The sequence below is a fragment of the Kitasatospora sp. NPDC097605 genome (genome assembly GCF_040302725.1).
Lineage (GTDB): Bacteria > Actinomycetota > Actinomycetes > Streptomycetales > Streptomycetaceae > Kitasatospora.
Genome location: NZ_JBEOSF010000024.1, coordinates 51,991 through 73,367 on the forward strand (window position 1 = coordinate 51,991; position 21,377 = coordinate 73,367).

The 21,377-nt window shown below is 73.2% G+C and carries 22 protein-coding genes and 1 pseudogene; 11 read left to right on the top strand and 12 right to left on the bottom strand.

Going from position 1 to position 21,377, the window contains the following annotated elements; all coding sequences use genetic code 11:
• The first annotated feature begins 75 nt into the window (after window positions 1-75).
• Window positions 76-459, top strand: a complete 384-nt coding sequence (locus tag ABTX81_RS25280; RefSeq protein WP_350549517.1) for a GntR family transcriptional regulator — start codon at window positions 76-78, stop codon at window positions 457-459.
• 8 nt (window positions 460-467) lie between these two features.
• On the opposite strand, the gene ABTX81_RS25285 is transcribed toward ABTX81_RS25280, so the two are convergent.
• The 4 genes from ABTX81_RS25285 to ctaC all read right to left on the bottom strand — a co-directional run bounded on the left by ABTX81_RS25285 (window position 468) and on the right by ctaC (window position 4,941).
• A complete protein-coding gene (locus tag ABTX81_RS25285) occupies window positions 468-1,727 on the bottom strand; it encodes a L,D-transpeptidase (protein ID WP_350549519.1) in 1,260 nt (419 codons plus the stop codon).
• A gap of 171 nt (window positions 1,728-1,898) precedes the next feature.
• A complete protein-coding gene (locus tag ABTX81_RS25290; protein WP_350549522.1) occupies window positions 1,899-2,315 on the bottom strand; it encodes a cytochrome c oxidase subunit 4 in 417 nt (138 codons plus the stop codon).
• A complete protein-coding gene (gene ctaD, locus ABTX81_RS25295) occupies window positions 2,312-4,090 on the bottom strand; it encodes an aa3-type cytochrome oxidase subunit I (RefSeq protein ID WP_502892850.1) in 1,779 nt (592 codons plus the stop codon). Before ctaD ends, ABTX81_RS25290 begins: the two co-directional genes overlap by 4 nt.
• A complete protein-coding gene (gene ctaC, locus ABTX81_RS25300; protein WP_350549524.1) occupies window positions 4,087-4,941 on the bottom strand; it encodes an aa3-type cytochrome oxidase subunit II in 855 nt (284 codons plus the stop codon). The genes ctaD and ctaC overlap by 4 nt, the downstream gene beginning before the upstream one ends.
• 365 nt (window positions 4,942-5,306) lie before the next feature.
• On the opposite strand from ctaC, the gene ABTX81_RS25305 reads away from it, so the two are divergent.
• Window positions 5,307-6,701 carry a cysteine desulfurase/sulfurtransferase TusA family protein gene (locus tag ABTX81_RS25305; RefSeq protein WP_350549527.1) on the top strand — a complete coding sequence of 465 codons (1,395 nt, stop codon included), beginning with the start codon at window positions 5,307-5,309 and terminating at the stop codon, window positions 6,699-6,701.
• Here ABTX81_RS25305 and ABTX81_RS25310 read toward each other — a convergent pair.
• Window positions 6,694-7,671 (bottom strand): carbohydrate kinase family protein, encoded by a 978-nt coding sequence (locus ABTX81_RS25310; RefSeq protein WP_350549530.1) that lies wholly within the window; start codon window positions 7,669-7,671, stop codon window positions 6,694-6,696. The two genes, ABTX81_RS25305 and ABTX81_RS25310, sit on opposite strands and share 8 nt — an antisense overlap.
• Window positions 7,672-7,953: 282 nt before the next feature.
• Between ABTX81_RS25310 and ABTX81_RS25315 the strand changes: the two genes are divergently transcribed.
• Entirely contained in the window at window positions 7,954-8,172 is a 219-nt protein-coding gene (locus ABTX81_RS25315) for a hypothetical protein (RefSeq protein WP_350549533.1), read from the top strand.
• 127 nt (window positions 8,173-8,299) lie between these two features.
• Window positions 8,300-9,016, top strand: a complete 717-nt coding sequence (locus tag ABTX81_RS25320) for a hypothetical protein (RefSeq protein ID WP_350549536.1) — start codon at window positions 8,300-8,302, stop codon at window positions 9,014-9,016.
• A 69-nt stretch (window positions 9,017-9,085) separates the two neighbouring features.
• Here ABTX81_RS25320 and ABTX81_RS25325 read toward each other — a convergent pair whose 3' ends face one another.
• Complete coding sequence (locus ABTX81_RS25325) at window positions 9,086-9,439, bottom strand: HesB/IscA family protein (protein WP_350549538.1); 354 nt, start codon at window positions 9,437-9,439, stop codon at window positions 9,086-9,088.
• 243 nt (window positions 9,440-9,682) lie between these two features.
• On the opposite strand from ABTX81_RS25325, the gene ABTX81_RS25330 reads away from it, so the two are divergent.
• On the top strand, window positions 9,683-10,552 hold the full coding sequence (locus tag ABTX81_RS25330) for a GNAT family N-acetyltransferase (RefSeq protein ID WP_350549541.1): 870 nt from the start codon (window positions 9,683-9,685) through the stop codon (window positions 10,550-10,552).
• A 64-nt stretch (window positions 10,553-10,616) separates the two neighbouring features.
• Here ABTX81_RS25330 and ABTX81_RS25335 read toward each other — a convergent pair whose 3' ends face one another.
• The 3 genes from ABTX81_RS25335 to ABTX81_RS25345 all read right to left on the bottom strand — a co-directional run bounded on the left by ABTX81_RS25335 (window position 10,617) and on the right by ABTX81_RS25345 (window position 13,720).
• Window positions 10,617-11,984 (bottom strand): pyridoxal phosphate-dependent decarboxylase family protein, encoded by a 1,368-nt coding sequence (locus ABTX81_RS25335; RefSeq protein ID WP_350549543.1) that lies wholly within the window; start codon window positions 11,982-11,984, stop codon window positions 10,617-10,619.
• 188 nt (window positions 11,985-12,172) lie between these two features.
• Window positions 12,173-12,637 carry an Lrp/AsnC family transcriptional regulator gene (locus tag ABTX81_RS25340; protein WP_344345500.1) on the bottom strand — a complete coding sequence of 155 codons (465 nt, stop codon included), beginning with the start codon at window positions 12,635-12,637 and terminating at the stop codon, window positions 12,173-12,175.
• Between the two features lie 159 nt (window positions 12,638-12,796).
• Window positions 12,797-13,720 carry an NADP-dependent oxidoreductase gene (locus ABTX81_RS25345; protein WP_350549546.1) on the bottom strand — a complete coding sequence of 308 codons (924 nt, stop codon included), beginning with the start codon at window positions 13,718-13,720 and terminating at the stop codon, window positions 12,797-12,799.
• A 197-nt stretch (window positions 13,721-13,917) separates the two neighbouring features.
• Here ABTX81_RS25345 and nadA point away from each other — a divergent pair, with 197 nt between their 5' ends.
• Complete coding sequence (gene nadA, locus ABTX81_RS25350; protein WP_350549549.1) at window positions 13,918-15,102, top strand: quinolinate synthase NadA; 1,185 nt, start codon at window positions 13,918-13,920, stop codon at window positions 15,100-15,102.
• Window positions 15,103-15,217: 115 nt separating this feature from the next.
• Here nadA and pspAA read toward each other — a convergent pair whose 3' ends face one another.
• A complete protein-coding gene (pspAA, locus tag ABTX81_RS25355; protein WP_350549552.1) occupies window positions 15,218-15,511 on the bottom strand; it encodes a PspA-associated protein PspAA in 294 nt (97 codons plus the stop codon).
• Between the two features lie 36 nt (window positions 15,512-15,547).
• Complete coding sequence (locus ABTX81_RS25360; RefSeq protein ID WP_350549554.1) at window positions 15,548-16,360, bottom strand: PspA/IM30 family protein; 813 nt, start codon at window positions 16,358-16,360, stop codon at window positions 15,548-15,550.
• Window positions 16,361-16,660: 300 nt separating this feature from the next.
• On the opposite strand from ABTX81_RS25360, the gene ABTX81_RS25365 reads away from it, so the two are divergent.
• Window positions 16,661-17,260, top strand: coding sequence for a DUF3043 domain-containing protein (locus tag ABTX81_RS25365; protein WP_350549557.1), 600 nt, complete (start codon window positions 16,661-16,663; stop codon window positions 17,258-17,260).
• Window positions 17,261-17,505: 245 nt separating this feature from the next.
• The gene (locus ABTX81_RS25370) at window positions 17,506-18,201 is read left to right on the top strand and encodes a class I SAM-dependent methyltransferase (RefSeq protein ID WP_350549674.1); all 696 of its coding nucleotides are present in this window, start codon (window positions 17,506-17,508) and stop codon (window positions 18,199-18,201) included.
• Window positions 18,202-18,246: 45 nt separating this feature from the next.
• On the opposite strand, the gene ABTX81_RS25375 is transcribed toward ABTX81_RS25370, so the two are convergent.
• Entirely contained in the window at window positions 18,247-18,450 is a 204-nt protein-coding gene (locus ABTX81_RS25375; RefSeq protein WP_350549559.1) for a hypothetical protein, read from the bottom strand.
• Window positions 18,451-18,562: 112 nt separating this feature from the next.
• Between ABTX81_RS25375 and cobU the strand changes: the two are divergent.
• From cobU to ABTX81_RS25390, 3 genes and pseudogenes are all read left to right on the top strand, one after another.
• A pseudogene (gene cobU, locus ABTX81_RS25380) lies at window positions 18,563-19,129 on the top strand (bifunctional adenosylcobinamide kinase/adenosylcobinamide-phosphate guanylyltransferase); the annotation flags it as partial.
• 61 nt (window positions 19,130-19,190) lie between these two features.
• Window positions 19,191-20,306 (top strand): nicotinate-nucleotide--dimethylbenzimidazole phosphoribosyltransferase, encoded by a 1,116-nt coding sequence (locus ABTX81_RS25385; protein ID WP_350549562.1) that lies wholly within the window; start codon window positions 19,191-19,193, stop codon window positions 20,304-20,306.
• Between the two features lie 115 nt (window positions 20,307-20,421).
• Entirely contained in the window at window positions 20,422-21,153 is a 732-nt protein-coding gene (locus ABTX81_RS25390; protein ID WP_350549564.1) for an adenosylcobinamide-GDP ribazoletransferase, read from the top strand.
• Window positions 21,154-21,377 lie beyond the last annotated feature (224 nt).

The window sequence follows — 21,377 nt, forward strand, 5'->3', positions numbered from 1 at the left end:
CCGTCCCCGCCCCTCCCCCGCCCGCTGTCCGCACCCGCCGTCCGCACCCGCCGTCCGCACCGTCAGGAGCCCACCGTGCAGCTGTCCGTCGACCCGGCCTCGGCCACTCCCCCGTACGAGCAGATCCGCGCCCAGATCGCCGAGCGGGCCCGCAGCGGCGAGCTGGCGACCGGGCTGCGGCTGCCCACCGTCCGCGCCCTGGCCGAGGAGCTCGGGCTGGCCGCCGGGACGGTCGCCCGCGCCTACCGGGAGCTGGAGGCGGACGGGGTGGTGGAGACGCACGGCCGGCGCGGCACCCTGATCGCCGCGGTCGGCGACTCCGCGCACCGGCTGCTCGCCGCGGCCGCCGCCGAGTACGCCGAGCGGGCCCGGCGGCTCGGGGTGCCGCAGGCGGACGCCCTGGGCGCCGCGGACGGCGCGCTGCGGGTGGCCTACCGGGACGACGCCTCGGCGGGCTGAGCCCCCGGTCAGAGCTGCGGGGCGATCATCCCGTTGGCGGGCGCCCGGGTGACCGGGGCGGTGGTGTTGACGGGCCCGCCGAGGGCGCTGTGCTTGACCCACTCGGCCCAGCCGATGTTCCAGTCGCCGAAGCCGTTGCCGAACGGCTCCATGCCCTTGCCGTGGCTGTTCACCACCGTCACCAGGTCCCCCACCCTGGTGTTCTGGTAGAACCAGCGGGCGTTCTCGGTGCTCATCCCGGTACAGCCGTGGCTGACGTTCTCCACGCCCTGGGAGCCCACCGACCAGGGCGCGGCGTGCACGTACTCGCCGCTCCAGGTCACCCGGGTGGCCCACTCGACGTCGAGGTCGTAGGACTCCGCGCTGCCGGACGCTATGCCGATCGTCTCGCCGCTCATCCGGACCTTGCGCTCCTGGCCCAGCACCACCTTGACGCCGTTGCGGGTGTCGAAGCCGGGCTTGCCGGTGGTCACCGGCATCGTCCGGACCACCTGGCCGTCGCGCTTGAGGGTCAACTCGTGCGCGGCCGCGTCCACCACCGTCTCGACGCGCTCGCCGATCCGCAGCGCCAGGGCGGCCCGGTCGCCGCCGTACAGTCCGTCGGAGATCCGGCTGCCGGTGGCCTCGAAGGCCAGGCTGACGGTGGTACCGGTGGGCCAGTAGTCCTCGGGGCGGAAGTGCAGGTTCTTGTCGTCCACCCAGTACCAGCCGCCGGTGACGGCGGGCTGCGAGACGACCGTCAGCGCGCGCTCCACCTCCTGGCGGGCCTGCGGGTCCTTGACCCCCTCGGAGAGCTGGACGGTGAGCGGCTGGCCCACGCCGTAGACGCCGCTGCCGGAGGAGTCCGGGCCGAGCTTGGCGGCCAGCAGGTGCTGGGCGGCCAGGGTGGAGAAGCCGGCGGTGGTCTCGCCGCGGCCGCCGCGGCCGTCGTCGGCGGCGATCCGCACCGTGTAGGCGGTGGCGGCCTTGAGCCGGCCGGTGGTCTGCCAGCTGCGCTGGTCCTCCGAGAGCCGGCCGGCGACCACCCGCCCGTCCGGGCCGACCACGGTGACGTCGGTGAGCCGGCTGCCCGGCTCGGCGGTCACCGTGAGCGGCTGGGACGGGTCCACCCGCTCGGTGGCGGACAAGTGCACCAGCTCTGCGGCGTCGACCTTGCGGACCGCCTCGGCGCCCTCGTCCCCACCGGCGGTGCAGCCCGCCAGCGGGACCAGTACGACGAGGGCCAGCGTGATGCCGCCGAGACCCGCGATTCCGCGTCTGTCGGCCATGACCGCCTCCCGGGGTTTCGCACGATTGGTCAGATCGTAGGAACCGCGTCCGGCCGAGCGACAACCGAACGGGGCACGGTTGGGCCGGCGGGGTGAGGCCGTCACTCCGGGGACGCAACAGGGCCGGGCATCCCGTGCGGGATGCCCGGCCCTGTGCGAGGGAGCCAGTGCCTACTGGTTCTGGTTCTCGCCCCGGTAGAACTCGAAGACCCAACCGAACAGACCGATCAGGATGATCGGCAGCGACCAGAACATCAGCCACCAGCCGAAGATCACACCGAGGAAGGCGAGCGCGCCGCCGATCGCGAGCGAGAGCGGCTGCCAGCTGTGCGGGGCGAAGAAGCCCAGCTCGCCGGAGTCGTCCGCGACCTCGGCCTCGGGGTTGTCACCCGCGCCGCTGTCCACCCGGCGGGCGGTGAAGGCCAGGTAGTAGCCGATGAAGGCGCACAGACCGAAGGCGAGGAACAGCGCGGTGGTACCGGCGGCCTCGATGCCGTGGTCGGAGCTGTTGGTCCACAGGCCGTAGGTGATCGCCATGGCCAGCACGAAGACCGACAGGCCGAGGAAAATCTTGCCCTGTTCCTTCATCGGGCGTCACCCTCCTTCTTGCCCTTGCCCAGCTGCGGGGCGTCGTACTTCGCCGGGGTCACACCGGCGAGGTGCTTGGCCGGCTCACCGTGGTTCTCCAGGTAGTCCAGCGCGGCGATCTCCGGGTAGTGGAGGTCGAAGGCCGGGGATTCGGAGCGGATCCGGGGCAGGGTGAGGAAGTTGTGCCGCGGCGGCGGGCAGGAGGTCGCCCACTCCAGCGAGCGGCCGTAGCCCCACGGGTCGTCGACCTCGATCTTCTCGCCGTACTTGGCGGTCTTCCAGACGTTGTAGAGGAACGGCAGGATCGACAGACCGAGCAGGAACGAGCCGATGGTCGAGACGGTGTTCAGGGTGGTGAACCCGTCGGCGGCCAGGTAGTCGGCGTAGCGGCGGGGCATGCCCTCCGCGCCGAGCCAGTGCTGCACCAGGAAGGTGGTGTGGAAGCCGAAGAACAGCGTCCAGAAGGTGATCTTGCCGAGGCGCTCGTCCAGCATCTTGCCGGTCATCTTCGGCCACCAGAAGTGGAAGCCGGCGAACATCGCGAAGACGACGGTGCCGAAGACCACGTAGTGGAAGTGGGCGACGACGAAGTACGAGTCCGAGACGTGGAAGTCGATCGGCGGGGAGGCCAGCAGGACACCGGTCAGACCACCGAAGAGGAAGGTGACCAGGAAGCCGACCGTCCAGAGCATCGGGGTCTCGAAGCTCAGCGAGCCCTTCCACATGGTGCCGACCCAGTTGAAGAACTTCACACCGGTCGGGACGGCGATGAGGAAGGTCATGAAGGAGAAGAACGGCAGCAGCACCTGGCCGGTGACGTACATGTGGTGGGCCCACACCGTCACGGACAGACCGGCGATCGCGATGGTGGCCGCGATCAGGCCGGAGTAGCCGAACATCGGCTTGCGGCTGAAGACCGGGATGATCTCCGACACGATGCCGAAGAACGGCAGCGCGATGATGTACACCTCGGGGTGACCGAAGAACCAGAACAGGTGCTGCCAGAGCAGCGCACCGCCGTTGGCCGGGTCGAAGACGTGCGCACCGAACTTGCGGTCCGCCTCCAGGGCGAACAGCGCGGCGGCCAGCACCGGGAAGGCCAGCAGGATCAGCACCGCGGTCAGCAGGACGTTCCAGGTGAAGATCGACATCCGGAACATCGTCAGGCCGGGGGCCCGCATGCAGATGATCGTGGTGATGAAGTTGACCGCGCCCAGGATGGTGCCGAAGCCGGAGAAGGCCAGACCCATGATCCACATGTCGGCGCCGATGCCCGGCGAGCGGACCGCGTCCGACAGCGGCGCGTAGGCGAACCAGCCGAAGTCGGCGGCGCCCTGCGGGGTGAGGAAGCCGGCGACGGCGATCAGCGAGCCGAACAGGTACAGCCAGTAGGCGAACATGTTCAGACGCGGGAACGCGACGTCCGGCGCGCCGATCTGCAGCGGCATGATCCAGTTCGCGAAACCGGCGAACAGCGGCGTCGCGAACATCAGCAGCATGACCGTGCCGTGCATCGTGAACGCCTGGTTGAACTGCTCGTTCGACAGGATCTGGGTCCCCGGACGAGCCAGCTCGGCACGCATGACCAGCGCCAGGATGCCGCCGATCAGGAAGAACGCGAACGACGTCGCCAGGTACAGCGTGCCGATCGTCTTGTGGTCAGTGGTGGTGAGCCACTTGATGATGGTGGAACCCGGCTTCCGGGTCCGCTGCGCCCCGACCGTGACGGCCCCGGCGCCCCCGCCGGCCGCGGCGGGCTCGTTGAGGATGGTCACTTCTCTTCACTTCCCATGGTCGTGATGCCGGAGGGCACCGCGCCGGTCTGACCCTTGGCCCGCAGGTCCTTCAGGTGCTGGTCGTACTCGGCACGGTCGACGACCTTCACGTTGAACAGCATGCGCGAGTGGTCGACGCCGCAGAGCTCGGCGCACTTGCCCATGTACTCACCCTTGACGGTCGGGGTGACCTCGAACTTGTTGACCACACCCGGCACGACGTCCATCTTCATCATGAAGTTGATGGGCCAGAAGTCGTGGATCACATCACGAGAGGTGAGGCGGAACTGCACCGTCTCGTTGACCGGCAGGTACAGGGTCGGCGGCTCGCCGGGGGTACCCACCTCGTACGCGGCCTCCGTGTTGGCCGGGTCCGGAGTCTCGGTGTTCTCGTAGTTGAACGCCCAGCTCCACTGGAAGCCCACCACGTTGACGGTGTGCTGGGGCTTCTCGGAGACGGCGGTCAGCTTCGACTCGTCGCGGGCGACGAAGTAGAAGAGGACCGACACGATGATGATCGGGACCGCGGTGTAGAGCGCCTCGATGGGCACGTTGTACCGGGTCTGCGGGGGGACCTGCACGCCGGTGCGGCTGCGCCGGTGGAAGATCACGCTCCAGATGATCAGACCCCACATCAGTACGCCGACCACCAGCGCCGCGATCCAGGAGCCCTGCCACATGTGGAGGACCATCGGCCCTTCCTTGGTGACGGGGCTCGGGAGGCCAAGCCTGGGGAGGTCGTTGGCCGAGCAGCCGGTGGCGGTCGCGATGACGAGGCCCAGTGCCAGCGCCTGAGGCAGCTTCCGCCGCATCGTGCGCCGCGGCGAGCGGTCGGAGCCGTTGGGACTCACGTAGCGCCTTCCCGAAGTCTCGCCCGCCTTCGCGTCGCCCCGGGGAGGCTTCCCCTCCTCGGCGACCCGTCCACGGGCACGGTTTGAATGCTTATGCGGGCCAAACCCTACTCCAGCCTTATGCGCTGCTGACGGGCAGGTCCCGGTAACGCGCCGCCCGGACACCCGATCAGGCCCGGCAAGGGCTGCGCCGCAGGTCATCCTAGGCATTCGGGGTCCGTACGCCCGATCGGGGGATGACCTCGGACAACGTGTGTGACGCCCCGTCGGACGCGGACGATCCGGACATTCGGGGTGATCGACTGACGGCCGTTGAGCCGCCGCCGGAGCCCGGAACGCACCCGGGAGTGTCGTTAAATGTCCCCGTGTACTTCGATGTGGCCTCCACCGCACCGCTCCACCCCGTCGCCCGGCAGGCACTGACCGCCGCCCTCGACGAGGGCTGGGCCGACCCCGCCCGGCTCTACCGCTCCGGACGGCAGGCCCGGATGCTGCTGGACGCCGCCCGGGAGACCGTCGCCGAGGTGCTCGGCTGCCGGGCCGACGAGATCTCCTTCACCGCCAGCGGCACCCAGGCCGTCCACCTCGGCGTGCTGGGCGCGCTGCACGGCAACCGGCGGCGCGGCCGGCACCTGGTGCACTCCGCCGTCGAGCACTCCAGCGTCCTGCACACCGCGGAGAGGCACGAGGCGGCGGGCGGCGGGGTCACCGCGGTGCCGGTGGACCGGCACGGCCGGATCGACCCGGCGGCCTTCGCGGCGGCGCTGCGGCCGGACACCGCGCTCGCCGTACTGCAGTCCGCCAACCACGAGGTCGGCACGGTGCAGCCGGTCGCCGAGACGGCCGCGCGCTGCGGGGACGTGCCGCTGCTGGTGGACGCCGCGCAGAGCGCCGGGCGGGTGGACGTGCCGGCCGGCTGGTCGCTGCTGGCCGCCAGCGCGCACAAGTGGGGCGGGCCGGCCGGGGTCGGGGTGCTCGCGGTGCGCAAGGGCGTGCGCTACGCCTCGCCGCTGCCCGCGGACGAGCGCGAGGGCGGCCGGGTGCCGGGGTACGTCAATGTGCCGGCGATCGTCGCGGCGGCGGCCTCGCTGCGGGCGGTGCGGGCCGAGGCGGAGCGGGAGAACGCCCGGCTGCACGAGCTGGTCGAGCGGATCCGGGCCCGGGTGCCGCGCCTGGTGCCCGAGGTCGAGGTGGTCGGCGACCCGGTGCGCAGGCTGCCGCACCTGGTCACCTTCTCCTGCCTGTACGTGGACGGCGAGGTGCTGCTGGGCGAGCTGGACCGGGCCGGGTTCGCGGTCTCCTCCGGCTCCTCCTGCACCTCCTCCACGCTGACCCCGAGCCATGTGCTGGCGGCGATGGGCGTGCTCACCGAGGGCAATGTCCGGGTCTCGCTGCCGTTCGGCACCGCCGAGGCGGACGTCGAGCGGTTCCTGGCCGTCCTGCCGGAGGTGGTGGCCGGCGTCCGCGCGCCGCTGGGGCTGGACCTGGCGCTGCCCGCCGACGCCGGGGAGCCGTCCGACCGGACGCTCGTCCTCGACGCCCTCGGCAAGCGGTGCCCGCTGCCGGTGATCGAGCTGGCGAAGCGGATCGGCGAGGTGCCGGTGGGCGGGACGGTCGTGGTGCTGGCCGACGACGAGGCGGCCCGGCTGGACGTCCCGGCCTGGTGCGGGATGCGCGGGCAGGAGTACCTGGGCGAGGCCCCGGCCGCCGAGTACGGCGGCGACCGGGGCTCGGCCTACCTGGTGCGGCGGGTCAGTTGACCAGGTGCGCGCGGAGGTCGGCGCCGGCGTCCTCGCCGTAGGCGCCGACGAAGCGCTGCAGGAAGTCGTCCGAGCGCAGCTCGTACTCCTGGGTGCCGACGGTCTCGATCACCAGGGTGGCGAGCATGCAGCCGATCTGGGCGGCGCGCTCCAGCTCCAGGTCCCAGGAGAGGCCGGCCAGGAAGCCGGCGCGGAAGGCGTCGCCGACGCCGGTCGGGTCGACCTTGGCGCTCTCGGGGGCGCAGCCGACCAGCACCGGGGCCTCGCCCTTGCGCTCGATCCGGACGCCCTTGCTGCCCAGGGTGGTGACCCGGGTGCCGACCCGGGTGAGGATCTCCTCGGCGTCCCAGCCGGTCTTGGACTCGATCAGCGCGGCCTCGTACTCGTTGGTGAAGAGGTACGCGGCGCCGTCGACGATCTCGCGGATGTCATGGCCGTCGAGGCGGGCCAGCTGCTGGGACGGGTCGGCGGCGAAGGCGTAGCCGCGGGTGCGGCACTCCTGGGTGTGGCGGACCATCGCCTGCGGGTCGTCGGCACCGATCAGCACCAGGTCGAGGCCGCCGACGCGGTCGGCGATCGGCTTGAGCTCGATGTTGCGGGCCTCGGCCATCGCACCGGTGTAGAACGAGGCGATCTGGTTGTGGTCCTCGTCCGTGGTGCACATGAAGCGCGCGGTGTGCCTGGTCTCGGAGATGTGGACGGAGCGGCAGTCCACGTTGTTGCGCTCCAGCCAGCTGCGGTACTCGGCGAAGTCCGCGCCGGCCGCGCCGACCAGGACCGGGCGCAGGCCCAGGACACCCATGCCGAAGGCGATGTTCGGCGCGACGCCGCCGCGGCGGATGTCGAGGGTGTCGACCAGGAAGGACAGCGACACGGTGTGCAGCTGCTCGGCGACCAGCTGGTCGGCGAACCGGCCGGGGAAGGTCATCAGGTGGTCGGTCGCGATCGAGCCGGCGACGGCGATACGCACGGGGTCTCCTCAGGATGGCGGGCATGCCATGGGACAACGGGGTGGAACCCACCCACGGTACCCGGCGGGGGCGGGGCGCCAGCAAGACCGCGAGCACGCCGGGGCCCCCGTCCGCCGGCACCCGGCTGTCACCCGTCGTCCCCGAACGTGTACTACCCCGCGGTAGCTCTGGTGGGCCCGGGGCGGCCCGGCCTAGGGTCGCAGAAAGGGGCCCTTCCGGCCCCGTCCAGGCCAGGCCCGTGGCGCCGCCGCCACGGCACCGGTGGATCGGAGTGATGGCCGATGATGCCCAGTCACCACCCGCTGCGGGTTCCGCCCGCCCTGCGCGGCGACGCGGACGGCGAGTCGTTGGACGCGCTGGTGGACTCCTCGCGCCGGCTGCGCCGGTTCTGGCCGCTGCTGGCGACCGGCCGGCCGGAGAGCGCGCCGGTCCGGTCCGGCTTCCGGGTCTCCTCCGGGGCGCAGCAGCTGGTCGCGGGGATGCCCGAGTACGGCCCCTGAGCCGGGTTCCGCGGGCTGCGGCCGCGGGTCCCGAGGGGCGGACGGGAACCGGGATCGTCCGGGGCACGTCACATCCGCGCGGTGCGGCCGGCACGGTGCGCCGCTGAACCCTCGGGAGGATGTGCAGATGGATCTGGAGACCATGCCCCGGCGTTCCGGCCGGGTGCGCGCGACGGCACTGGCGGCCCTGGCGCTGGCGGCGGCGGCCGTGCTGGCCGGGTGCGGCGACGGGGCGACGGCTGGGTCGGACGCCGCGCCGTCCGGTGCGGAGCGGTCGTCGGCGTCGGCGTCGGCGTCGGCGACCGCGTCCACCGATCCGGCCCCGGGTGCGCCGGTCGCCCCGGCCACGCCGTCCGCCCCCGCTCCGGTGACCACGCCGCCGGCCGACCCGTCGGCCACCGCCCCGGACCCGCGGCCCACCGGCCCGGAGTCGACCCCGACCCCGGCGCCCACTCCCCCGGGCGCGGGCGGCAACGGCATCGCGGTGGGCGAGCCGCCGCCGAACGGCTCCGGGAACGGCTCGCCGGTGCACCCGGCGATCACCTACCGGGCGGACGGCAGCCGGCTGACGGTCTGGTTCTACGGCGGGGTCTGCCAGCGGTACGCGCTCAAGGCGGACGAGTCCAAGCCCGGCCGGGTGGACGTCCGGGTCACGGCGGCGCCGGCGCCGGCCGGGCAGGACTGCGTCGCGCTGGCCCAGCGGCAGACGGTGACGGCCGACCTGAAGCAGCCGCTGCGGGGCCGGACGGTGACCGACCTGGCAACCGGGCAGGAAGTGCCGCTGGAGGCGGACCCGAAGATCGGCCCGGACCCGGTGGTGCCCGACGTCCCGGGCGCCCCGTGACGGCCTGAGCGGTGCCCGGACACGACGAAGGCGGCCCCGGGGATCCGGGGCCGCCTTCGCGTCAGGCCATTAGCTGAACGAGTCGCCGCAGGCGCAGGAGCCGGTGGCGTTCGGGTTGTCGATCGTGAAGCCCTGCTTCTCGATGGTGTCCACGAAGTCGACGGTGGCGCCGCCCAGGTACGGGGCGCTCATCCGGTCGGTGACGACCTTGACGCCGTCGAAGTCCTTGACCACGTCGCCGTCGAGCGAACGCTCGTCGAAGAACAGCTGGTAACGCAGGCCGGAGCAGCCACCGGGCTGGACGGCGACCCGCAGCGCGAGGTCGTCCCGGCCTTCCTGCTCCAGCAGGGCCTTGACCTTGCCCGCGGCGGCGTCGGTGAGGAGGATGCCACCCTCGACGGTGGTCTCGTCCTTGACGGTCATCTGCTTACTCCCGGTCTTGACGACGGTCTGCCGCCAGTGCCAACCGACGGCCGCCCGGTTTCATTTCCCGGACGGCGGGTGTTTTCGGCGGCCTCGTGGCGGCGTGATTCCGTGGGCCGGGCGTGCACCCGCTCCCTCTACGCTCCCCATGCTCGCACACCGGCGGACACCGGTCACCGCCCGAACGGCCCGATCGGGGTGAACGGACCACACGGCGGCGCCCGGACGGCCAGGATGGTGGGCATGATCCTGCGCCCGGTCCAGGACACCGCCGCCGACGCGGAGGCCGTCCTGTCCATCGCCCGTGCCGCGTTCGCCTCCCTCCCCGACGCCCCGCCCGCCACCGGGCCGGACCGGCCGGCCGTCTACCAGCTGGCCCGGACCAGACACCTGGCGCGCACCGATCCGCGGGGCTGCTGGATCGCCGAACTCGACGGCGAGCCGGTCGGCGCGGTGCTGTCGCTGCGCCGCGAGGGTGCCTGGGTGCTGGCGCTGCTGGTGGTGCTGCCGGGCGTGCAGGGCAAGGGGGTGGGCCGGCTGCTGCTGGACCGGGCCCTCGAACACGGGCGCGGCTGTCTGCGCGGCATGCTGTGCGCCTCGCCGTCCCCGGCGGCCGTGCGCCGCTACCGGCTGGCCGGATTCACGCTCCACCCGGCGATGCGGCTGACCGGGCGGGTGGACCGGTCCGGGCTGGTCGATCCGGGGGACATCCCGGTCCACCCGGGCAACGCCGCGCACCGGCACCTGCTGGACTCGGTGGACCGGCGCCAACGCGGGTCCGCGCACGGCCCGGACCACGAGCTGCTGCTCGCCCACTGCGAGGAGCTGCTGATCGCGGACTCGCTGGCGGGCAGCGGCTACTGCTACCGGGACGGCGGCGAGGTGAAGCTGCTGGCGGCCACCTCGAAGCGGATCGCCACCCGGCTGCTGCGCGAGGCGCTGGCCCGGGTGCCGGACGGCGTGGAGGCCCTGGTGGAGGCGCTCACCGCGGAGCAGGAGTGGGCGCTGGACGTCGGCCTGGAGGTGGGCCTGACCGTGGAGACCCGCGGCTTCGTGGGCCTGCGCGGGATGCGCCCGCCGGCGCCGTACGTGCCGAACGGCGGGCTGCTGTAGCCCCTCACGACGACGGACCCCCGCCGCGGCCGGGGCCGGGCGGGGGTCCGTCGGTGCGTGCGGATCAGGCCATGGTGTCGAGGATCTCGCGGACCATCTCCATGGTGGTGCCCGGGTGCAGGAAGGCGAAGCGGGCGACGGTCTCGCCGTCCCAGCCGGTCGGGGTGACGAAGCCGATCTGGTCCGCGAGCAGCTGCTGCGACCAGCGGTAGTAGTCGTCGTTGGTCCAGCCCTTGCGCTTGAAGCAGACCGCGGAGAGCTGGGGGTCGAACAGCAGCTCCAGGTGGTCGGTCTCGCGGATCAGCCGCGCGGTGTCCCGGGCGAGCGTGAGGCCGGCCTCGATGGCGTCGGTGTACGCCTGGACGCCGTGCACGGCGAGCGAGAACCAGAGCGGCAGGCCACGGGCGCGCCTGGTCAGGTGGTAGGCGTAGTCAGTGGGGTTCCACTCGTCGCCCTCGGTGTGCAGGACGTCCAGGTAGGAGGCGTCCTGGGTGTGCACGGCGCGGGCGAGCTGGGGGTTGCGGTAGAGCAGCGCGGCGCAGTCGAACGGCGCGAAGAGCCACTTGTGCGGGTCGACGACGAAGGAGTCGGCGTGCTCGATGCCGTTGTAGCGCTCCCGGACGGAGGGGGCGAACAGGCCCGCGCCGCCGTAGGCGCCGTCCACGTGGAACCAGAGGTCGCGCTCGCGGGCGACCTCGGCCAGGCCCTGGAGGTCGTCGACGATGCCCTCGTTGGTGGTGCCGGCGGTGCCGACGACGGCGATCACGGTCTCCGGGTTCGGGTCGGCGGCCAGCGCGGCGCGCAGCGCCTCGCCGGTGAAGCGGCGGTCCACGGTCGGCACCTTGAACGCCTCGACGCCGATGATGTTGAAGGTGTTCTTGACCGAGGAGTGCACCTGGTCGGCGACGGCGATCCGCAGCCGGGCCTCCGGTCCGACGCCGAGCCGGCGACGGGCGGTGTCGCGGGCGACCACCAGCGCGGAGAGGTTGCCGGCCGAACCGCCGGAGACGAAGACGCCGCCAGCCGAGGCGGGCATCCCTGCGCGGTCCGCTATCAGGCGCAGCACCTGGTTCTCGGCGGCGATCGCGCCGGCCGCCTCCAGCCAGGAGATGCCCTGGAGCGAGGCGCAGGAGACGACCATGTCGAAGAGCAGCGCGGCCTTGGTGGGGGCGCACGGGATGAAGGACAGGTAGCGCGGGCTGTCGGCGGAGATCACCGCGCGGGACAGCTCGTGGTCGTAGAGCTTGAGCACGTCGGCCGGGCTGTTGCCGTCCTGGTTGAGCAGGCCGGACAGCTGGACGCGCAGGTGCTCGCCGTCACCGGGGTGGTCGAGCGGGACCGGGTCGTACTGCAGCCGCTCGCGCATGTAGTCGAAAACCAGGTCGACCAGGTCGCTGTCGGGCCGGTGCATGCGGTCGGGGGCTGCGGACACGGGTGTCCCTCTCGGCTGTGGGGTGTCGGGGAGGTCCGGCGGAGCGGGGGGTTGGCACCGCATGGCCGGACATGATCAGCGTAGGCAGCGACGGGCCCCCGCCGCGCGTCGGAACGCGGCCGGTCGGGCAGCTTTCGGGCGTCTTCGGCGGGCCGCGCGCAGGAATCCTGCGCGGGCCCCGGAAGGGGTCAGCCAATGAGCTGGGAGAGGACCACCGAGGAGCGGCTGCGCTGGACGCCGGGCTCGCGGCGGATCCGCTCGATGACCGCCTCCAGGTGCCGCATGTCGGCGGCCCGCAGGTGGACCAGCGCGTCCGGGTCGCCGGTGACCGTCCAGGCGGCGACCACCTCGGGGAACTGGCGCAGGCTGGCCAGGATCTCCTCGGGGGCGGTCCGCTCGCGGCAGTAGACCTCGACGAAGGCCTCGGTCTGCCAGCCGAGCACCGAGGGGTCGAGCACCACGGTGAAGCCGCGGACCACCCCGCGCGCCCGCAGCCGGTCGATCCGGCGGCGGACGGCGGTGGCGGAGAGGTTCACCTGGAGGCCGATCTCCGCGTAGGAGGCGCGGCCGTCCCCGGCCAGCCGGGCGAGGAGGAGGCGGTCGGTTTCGTCCAGGGAGGCCCCGACCGTCTCGTGCGCTCGGCTGCTGCTCATCGGTGCGGGGCTCCACGGGTCGTGCGGCGTCGGGAACGGGGGTGGCGGGGCGGCGGTGGGGGCGGCGGGCCGCCGAAACGGTTCGGCACCCATTCTGGCGGATGTCAGGAGTGAGTCCACCTCTCACGGATGACGGGAGGGCGACCTCCGGCGACCGCTTCAGCCGGTGAGCAGCACGATCTTGCCCCGGGTGCGGCCCTCCGCGCTGAGCGCCTGGGCCGAGGCGGCCTGGGCGAGCGGGAAGGTGGAGGCGACGGTCACGGTCAGCCGCCCGTCGTCGGCGAGCGCGGCCAGTTCGGCCAGTCCGGCGGCGTCCGGGCGGACCCAGACGTACCGCCCGCCGCGTGCCTTGACCCCGAAGTCGGCGATCGAGGCGATCCGCGCCGGGTCGGCGACCAGCCCCGCCGAGACCTCGACGGCGTCGCCGCCGACCAGGTCCAGCGCGGCGTCCACGCCCCGCGGGGCGAGCGCCCGCACCCGGCCGGCCAGGCCCTCGCCGTACCGGACCGGCTCGGCGCCCAGCGAGCGCAGGTAGTCGTGGTTGCGCTCGCCGGCGGTGCCGATCACCCGGGCGCCGAGGGCCCTGGCGATCTGGACGGCCAGGTGGCCGACCCCGCCGGCGGCGGCGTGCACCAGGACGGTGTCCCCGGGGCCGGCGCCCACCGCCCGCAGCGCCTGGAGGGCGGTGAGCCCGGCCAGCGGCAGCCCGCCGGCCTGCGCCCAGTCCAGCGCGGCCGGCTTGCGGGCCAGGGTGCGGACCGGCGCGGCGACCAGTTCGGCGTAGGTGCCGTGCTCGACCGTGTCCTTGCGGACGTAGCCGTAGACCTCGTCGCCGGGGGCGAACTCGGTGACCCCGCCGCCCACCGCGCGGACCACCCCCGCCGCGTCCCAGCCCATCACCAGCGGGAAGTGCGCGTCGAGCAGGCCGTCCAGCCGGCCCTCCCGCACCTTCCAGTCGACCGGGTTCACCCCGGCCGCCCTGACCTGCACCAGGACCGAGTCCGGGCCGACCTTCGGGTCGGGCAGGTCCGTGTACTCGACCACCTCGGGGCCGCCGTAGCGGTGGATCGCGATTGCCTTCATGGGACCAGCGAAACCCGGACGGGCCGGGATCCCCTTTCGGCCACGCCGCAGGCGGCCGGGAAGGCTCCGAACCGGCGAGCGGTTCTCGTCACATCGACAGGATGGCCATCGTCACTCTGACGCTAACCGGTTATCATAGATTGCGTCAGATAGACGAAAAGGCTGCACCGATCGGCCGCACAGAAGGGCACCCGCCCGTGACCACCACCATCACCGAGACCTACGGCGTCGACCCCACCCCGACGCCGCTCGCTCTGCTGCTGCTCGGCCGCGAGGCCGACCCGAACAGCGAGCGCGGCGTCGAGTGCCCCGGTGACCTCCCCCCGGCCTCCGACCCGGACCTCGTCGAGCGCGCCCGGGCGGCCAAGGCCGCGCTCGGCGACCGCGTCTTCATCCTGGGCCACCACTACCAGCGGGACGAGGTGATCGAGTTCGCCGACGTCACCGGCGACTCCTTCAAGCTCGCCCGCGACGCGGCGGCCCGCCCGGAGGCCGAGTACATCGTCTTCTGCGGTGTGCACTTCATGGCCGAGTCCGCCGACATCCTCACCGGCGACGCCCAGCAGGTCGTCCTGCCGGACCTCGCGGCCGGCTGTTCGATGGCCGACATGGCCACCGCCGAGCAGGTCGCCGAGTGCTGGGACGTGCTGACCGACGCCGGCATAGCCGACGTCACCGTCCCGGTCTCGTACATGAACTCCTCCGCCGACATCAAGGCCTTCACCGGCCGGCACGGCGGCACCATCTGCACCTCCTCCAACGCCAAGCGGGCGCTGGAGTGGGCGTTCGAGCAGGGCCAGAAGGTGCTCTTCCTGCCCGACCAGCACCTCGGCCGCAACACCGCGGTGCGCGACATGGGCTTCTCGCTGGACGACTGCGTCGTCTACAACCCGCACAAGCCGAACGGCGGCCTGACCGCCGAGCAGCTGCGGGACGCGAAGATGATCCTCTGGCGCGGCCACTGCTCGGTGCACGGCCGGTTCACCCTGGACTCGGTGAACGACGTGCGCGAGCGGATCCCCGGCGTCACCGTCCTGGTGCACCCGGAGTGCAAGCACGAGGTCGTCGCGGCCGCCGACATGGTGGGCTCGACCGAGTACATCATCAAGGCGCTGGACGCCGCCGAGCCCGGGTCCAAGTGGGCCATCGGCACCGAGCTGAACCTGGTCCGCCGGCTCGCCAAGGCGCACCCGGACAAGGAGATCGTCTTCCTGGACCGGGCGGTCTGCTTCTGCTCGACCATGAACCGGATCGACCTCCCGCACCTGGTCTGGGCGCTGGAGTCGCTGGTCGAGGGCCGGGTGCCGAACGTGATCACCGTCGACCCGGAGACCGAGAGGTACGCCAAGGCGGCGCTGGACCGGATGCTGGCCCTGCCGTAGCGGCGCCGTGCCCGTGCCGTCCGCCGCGCGGGCGGCACGGACGACGACGGGACGACGAAGGGCGGGCCCCTCCCCGGTGGGAGGGGCCCGCCCTTGTGTCTGGCCGAGACGGCGGCTACTCGGGAACGCCCGGGATGAGACCGTCGCCCTCGGCCCGCAGCAGTTCACGGACCTGGTCGATGGTGGCCTCGGCGTCCGGCAGGATCAGGTCGGACGGCTCCAGCGAGTCGTCCGGCAGCGGGGTGCCGAACTTCTTCACCGCGCCGAGCAGCTCGCCGAGCGCCCGGCGGAAGTGTTCCTCGTCCCCCGACTCCAGTGCGGTGAGGAGCTCCTCGTCGAGCTCGTTGAGCCGGTTCAGGTGGGTCTCGCCCACCTCGAACTGCCCCTCACCCATGACCCTCATGATCATGCCGTGCGTCTCCCTGTTCCTGGGGTGGAGCTCAGGTCACTTGTTGTAGTTGATCCGCGGGGTGTCCTGCTGCTGCTGCGGCGGCGCGGCGTCCTGCGGGCGGCCCTGCTCGATCGCCTGCGGGCCGGAGGCCGGGGAGCCGCCGGTCAGCTCGGCCTTCATCCGGGCCAGCTCCAGCTCGACGTCGGAACCGCCGGCCACCCGCTCCAGCTCGGCCTCGATGTCGTCCTTGCGGCCGAGACCGCTGGCGTCGTCGAGCGCGCCGGAGGCCAGCAGCTCGTCGATCGCGCCGGCCCGGGCCTGCATCTGCGCGGTCTTGTCCTCGGCCCGCTGGATCGCCAGACCGACGTCGCCCATCTCCTCCGAGATGCCGGAGAAGGACTCGGCGATGCGGGTCTGCGCCTGGGCCGCGGTGTAGGTGGCCTTGATGGTCTCCTTCTTGGTGCGGAAGGCGTCGACCTTGGCCTGCAGCCGCTGGGAGGCGAGCGTGAGCTTCTCCTCCTCGGCCTGGAGCTGCTGGTACTGCACCTGCAGGTCGTTGATCTGGGACTGCATGTTCGACTTGCGGGTCAGGGCCTCGCGGGCGAGGTCCTCCCGGCCGAGCGAGAGCGCCTTGCGGCCCTGGTCCTCGTACTTCGCCGACTGCTGCTGCAACTGGGTCAGCTGGAGCTCCAGCCGCTTGCGCGAGGTGGCCACGTCCGCGACGCCGCGACGCACCTTCTGCAGCAGCTCCAGCTGCTTCTGGTACGAATAATCCAGCGTCTCGCGCGGGTCTTCCGCCCGGTCCAGGGCCTTGTTCGCCTTGGAGCGGAAGATCAGCCCCATACGCTTCATGATTCCGTCGCTCATGGGCCTCGGGTGCCCCCTTCTCCGGCCTGCGGTCTCTATCTCGTTACCAGACACGACGAGTGTATGTGCAGCGAGCCCGTCGCCGCAGTGCACCTGCCTGCAACAAGCCTGCTACAGGTCGGTCCCGCAAAGCCTCCTCCGCGGGGTGGATAACGCCCTCGTTCCACCCGCCGGTCAGCGGAGTGATCCCCTACGGGAAACCCCGGGGGAACCCGAAGCCGCCGGCCCGGGACGCGATCGATATGCGTTTGGTTCCCGGGGGACCGGAGAACGGCGGCCCGCACCCCGTACGCTGGTGGTGTGTTCCGACGCCGTTCAGATGATGCCGCTGCCTCCGCCGCCGTGCTGGAGAAGCAGGACGAGACGACCCAGCCCCGCGACCCGCAGGCGAAGAAGGGCCGGCCCACGCCCAAGCGCAGTGAGGCCGAGGCCCACCGGCGGACCCGGGTGAGCGTGCCCAAGGACCGCAAGGAGGCCTCCCGCCAGGCCCGCGAGCGGATGCGTGCCGAGCGCGAGAAGCAGCGCACCGCGCTGCTGGAGGGCGACGAGCGCCACCTGCCGGCCCGTGACAAGGGCCCGGTGCGCAAGTTCGCCCGCGACTACGTGGACGCCCGCTGGTCGCTGGCCGAGTTCTTCCTCCCGGCCGCCGTCCTCATCCTGGTGCTCAGCATCGTCAAGGTGCCGGCCCTCCAGCTGCTCTCCACGCTGCTGTTCCTGCTCTTCTTCGTCCTGGTGATCCTGGACTTCGTCCGCCTCGGCTTCGGCCTGCGCAAGCAGCTCACCGAGCGCTTCGCCGGGCAGAACACCCGCGGCGCGGTCGCCTACGGCCTGATGCGCATCCTGCAGATGCGCCGGCTGCGACTGCCCAAGCCGCAGGTGCGGCGCGGGGAGAAGCCCTGACCGCCGAACCGGTGGACTCCGGCTGGGCCCCTCCCGTCTGGGACGGGCCCGGCCTCTACGCGCTCCCCGGCCAGGGCGGCGGCGGCCACGACCGGGCCGCCCAGGAGCGCGGCGGGTACGACCGCGGCGGGCACGAGCTGACCGGGTACGAGCGGCGGCTGCCCTCGCGCAGCGGCTCCTTCGCCGGCGGCGCGGGCCCGTCCCCCGGACGGCACGGTTCGCTGCGCAACCTCGTCCGGCAGGAGATGGTCGCCCGGCAGCTCGCCGAGCAGCTCGCCGGCCGCGCCGCGCAGCGCGTCCTCGACATCGGCTGCGGCCAGGGCACCCAGGCGCTGCGGCTGGCCCGGGCCGGCCACTACGTCACCGGCATCGACTCCGACCCGGCCGCGCTCGGCGCCGCCCAGGAGGCGCTCGCCGAGGAGCCCGAGGCCGTGCGCGAGCGCGTCCAGCTGCTGATCGGCGACGGGCACCAGTGCGGGCGCTGGTTCGGGGCGCGCAGCTTCGACATCGTGCTCTGCCACGGCGTGCTGATGTACCTGCCGGACCCCGATCCGATGATCGCCTCGCTGGCCCGGCTGCTCGCCCCCGGCGGGCTGCTCTCCCTGGTGGTGCGCAACCGCGACGCGCTCGCCCTGCGGCCCGCCGCCGCCGGCGACTGGCGGGCCGCCCTGGAGGCCTTCGAGACCGACCGGTACTACAACCGGTTCGGACTGGCGGCCCGCGCCGACCGGATCGCCGACCTCACCGTCACCCTCTCCGAGGTGTCCGTGCCGCTGCGGCACTGGTACGGCGTCCGGGTCTTCACCGACCACGCCCACGACGACGCGGCGCCGGTCGACGGCCGGCAGCTCGCCCAGCTGCTGGAGGCCGAGGAGCGGGCCGGCCGCACCGACCCCTACCGGCGGGTCGCCGCGCTGCTGCACGTCGTCGGGATGAAGTAGCCCGAGGGAGCCGCCGCCCGGACCGGGCGGCGGCCCTTGCGCGGCTCAGTCCTCGTGCAGGCTCATCGTGTAGACCTCGCGGCCGTCGTCCAGCAGCACGGCGCGGTCCACGCCGTCCTCGGCCAGCTGCTTCCAGTTCTCCCCGATCCAGGTCTCCGCGTCCCCCTGGCCGGCGAACTCCTCCGCCTGGCCGCTGTCCGGGGCCACCACGGTGCCGTCCGCCTTCTCGTACCGCCACGTCCAGACCATGCCCGGCTCCTCCCGCCGACGATCAGCGATGCGCTGTGTGCGCACCCTAAGCCCTCAGGTTGCCCGGCCGGATCTTCGCTATGCGCGGTGCGCGAGGATGGGGTGCATGACACCTGACGCCCCGCTCCCCCGCACCCTCGTCCTCGGCGGCGCCCGGTCCGGCAAGTCCACCACGGCCGAGCGGCTGCTCGCCCACCACCCGGACGTGCTGTACGTCGCCACCGGCGGGACCAGGGACGGGGACGCCGAGTGGGCGCAGCGGGTCGCGCTGCACCGGGAGCGGCGCCCGGCGAGCTGGCGCACCGCGGAGACCTGCGACCTGGAGGCGGTCCTGGCCGACGCCGCCGACCCGGCGCCGGTGCTGGTCGACTGCCTGGCGCTCTGGCTGACCGCCGTGATGGACGAGTGCGGCGCCTGGGACGACGCGGTCTGGGCGGACGGCGGTGAGGCCGCGGTGCAGCGGCGCTGCGCGGAGCTGGCCCGGGCCTGGGCCGGCACCCGGCGGCAGGCGGTCGCGGTCAGCAACGAGGTGGGCATGGGCGTCGTCCCGGCCACCGCGGCCGGCCGCCGGTTCCGGGACACCCTGGGCCGGCTGAACATGGCGGTCGCCGACGCCTCGGAGCGTGTGCTGCTGGTGGTGGCGGGGCAGGTTCTCACGGTCAAGCCCGCCGTTGGCTGAACAGCCTCGCCCGGTCACCACCGGGACGCTGGAACACCCGCGGCGTGTAGCCTTCCGGACGATGGACACGACCGTGGATCTCGATACGTTCTCCTCGCTCGTCGAGCGCCCCGACGAGAGCGCCCGGCGCGCCGCCGAGGAGCGGTGGCAGGAGCTGGACCGGCCTCGCAACGGCCTCGGCAGGCTGGAGGAGTTGGGCGCCTGGCTGTCGTCCGTACAGGGGCGTTCCCCGGTGCGGCCGCTGTCGGCGCCCAAGGTGGTGCTGTTCGCCGCCGACCACGGGGTGGCCCGCCTCGGGGTGTCCCGGCTGCCCGCGCAGGGCGGCACGGCGGCACGGGTGCGGGCCGTGCTCGACGGCACCGCGCCGGTCGCGCTGCTCGCCCGGCGGTTCGGTGCCGGGGTGCGGGTGGTGGACGTCGCGGTGGACGCCGATGCCGGGGACTTCCCCGACGAGGTGACGGCGCACCGGGTGCGGCGCGGCTCCGGGCGGATCGACGTCGAGGACGCGCTGACCCCCGAGGAGACCGCCAAGGCGTTCCGGGCGGGGATGGCGGTGGCCGACGAGGAGGCCGACGCCGGGACCGACCTGGTGGTGCTGGGCGACCTCGGGGTCGGCGCGACCACGGTGGCGGCGGTGCTGGTCGGCGCGCTCTGCGGGACGGACGCGGCGGCGGTCACCGGGCGCGGGTCGGGCATCGACGACCGGGTGTGGATGGTCAAGTGCGCGACGGTGCGGGACTCGCTGCGCCGGGCCCGGCCGGTGCTGGGCGACCAGCTGGCGCTGCTCGGGGCCACCGGCGGCGCGGACTTCGCGGCGATCACCGGGTTCCTGCTCCAGGCCGCGGTGCGGAAGCTGCCGGTGGTGCTGGACGGGGTGGTCTCGGCGGCGTGCGCGCTGGTCGCGCAGCGGATCGCGTTCCGGGCGCCGGAGTGGTGGCGGGCCGGGCAGAGCAGCGGTGAGCCGGCGCAGGCGAAGGCGTACGACCGGCTGACGCTGACGCCGCTGCAGGAGCAGGGCATCACCATGGGCGAGGGGGTCGGCGCGCTGATGGCGCTGCCGCTGCTCCAGGCCGCGGCGGACACACTGGCCGAGAAGATGCCCGAGCCGTTGGTGCCGGCGGCGCCGAAGGAGCCGGCCCGGCTGCCCACGGCTGCGGAGCTGCTGGGGAAGCTGTAGTAGGGAGTCGGGGGCCCGGGCCGCGTCGTGACGACGGGTCCGGGCCCTTTTCGCTGTTCCGAGTGGTCGGTGGGTGGTCGGTGTGTGGGACGGGGTGCGGTTCGCGTTCGGGACCTTGTCGGTGGTGCCGGTGCGGGTCCGGCGCTGGGACCGGGAGGCCGGGGGGCGGGCCATGGTGCTCGCGCCGGTGGTCGGGGTGGCGCTGGGGGCGGTCGCGGCGGGCGCCGGGGCGGTGGTCGCCTGGCGGGCGGGCGGGCCGCTCGGGGCGGTGGCGGCGGTCGGGGTGCTCGCGGTGCTCACCCGCGGCCTGCACCTGGACGGGCTGGCGGACGTCGCGGACGGCCTGGGCAGCGGGAAGCCGGCCGAGGACGCCCTGCGGATCATGAAGCAGTCGGACATCGGCCCGTTCGGGGTGCTCACCCTCGTCCTCGTGCTGCTGGCGCAGGTGACCGCGCTGGCCGGGCAGTTCGCCGTCTCCCCGCTGCGCGGCGCGCTCGCGGTGCTCGCGGCGGCGGTGGCCGCGCGGTGCGCGCTCGCCTGGGGGTGCCTGCGGTCGGTGCCGGCGGCCCGGCCCGGCGGGCTGGGCGCGATGGTGGCGAGCACCGTGACGCCGGGTGCGGCCGTCGCCTCGACGGTCGGCGCGGCCGCCCTGCTCGCCCTCGCCGGCATGACTGACAATTCATCACCTGTTCTTCTGCCCTTGGCCGTTGTGCTGGGCATCGGCGGCTCCTGGCTGCTGCTGCGGCGCTCGGTGCGGCGGTTCGGCGGGATCACCGGGGACGTGCTCGGCGCGATGGCGGAGACCGCCACGACCGGCACGCTGCTGGCACTCGCGCTGCTGCGCTGAGGAGGGCGCCAAAGGCCGTGCGCCGAAAGGCGGTACACCGGGCGGCGCGTGATCCCACCATGCGGACTACCATGCGGGGAGCACCGCAGCCCTGCACCGTCGCAGGTCCTGCCCGTCCGGCGCGCGTTGGGGCGCCGGGGCCTCTGGTGTGCGCGACCGCCACGGCGGTGGGCGCGCGCAGCCAGGGGCCCCGGGCCCGGCGGACGCCGGCCGGTCGGCCTGGC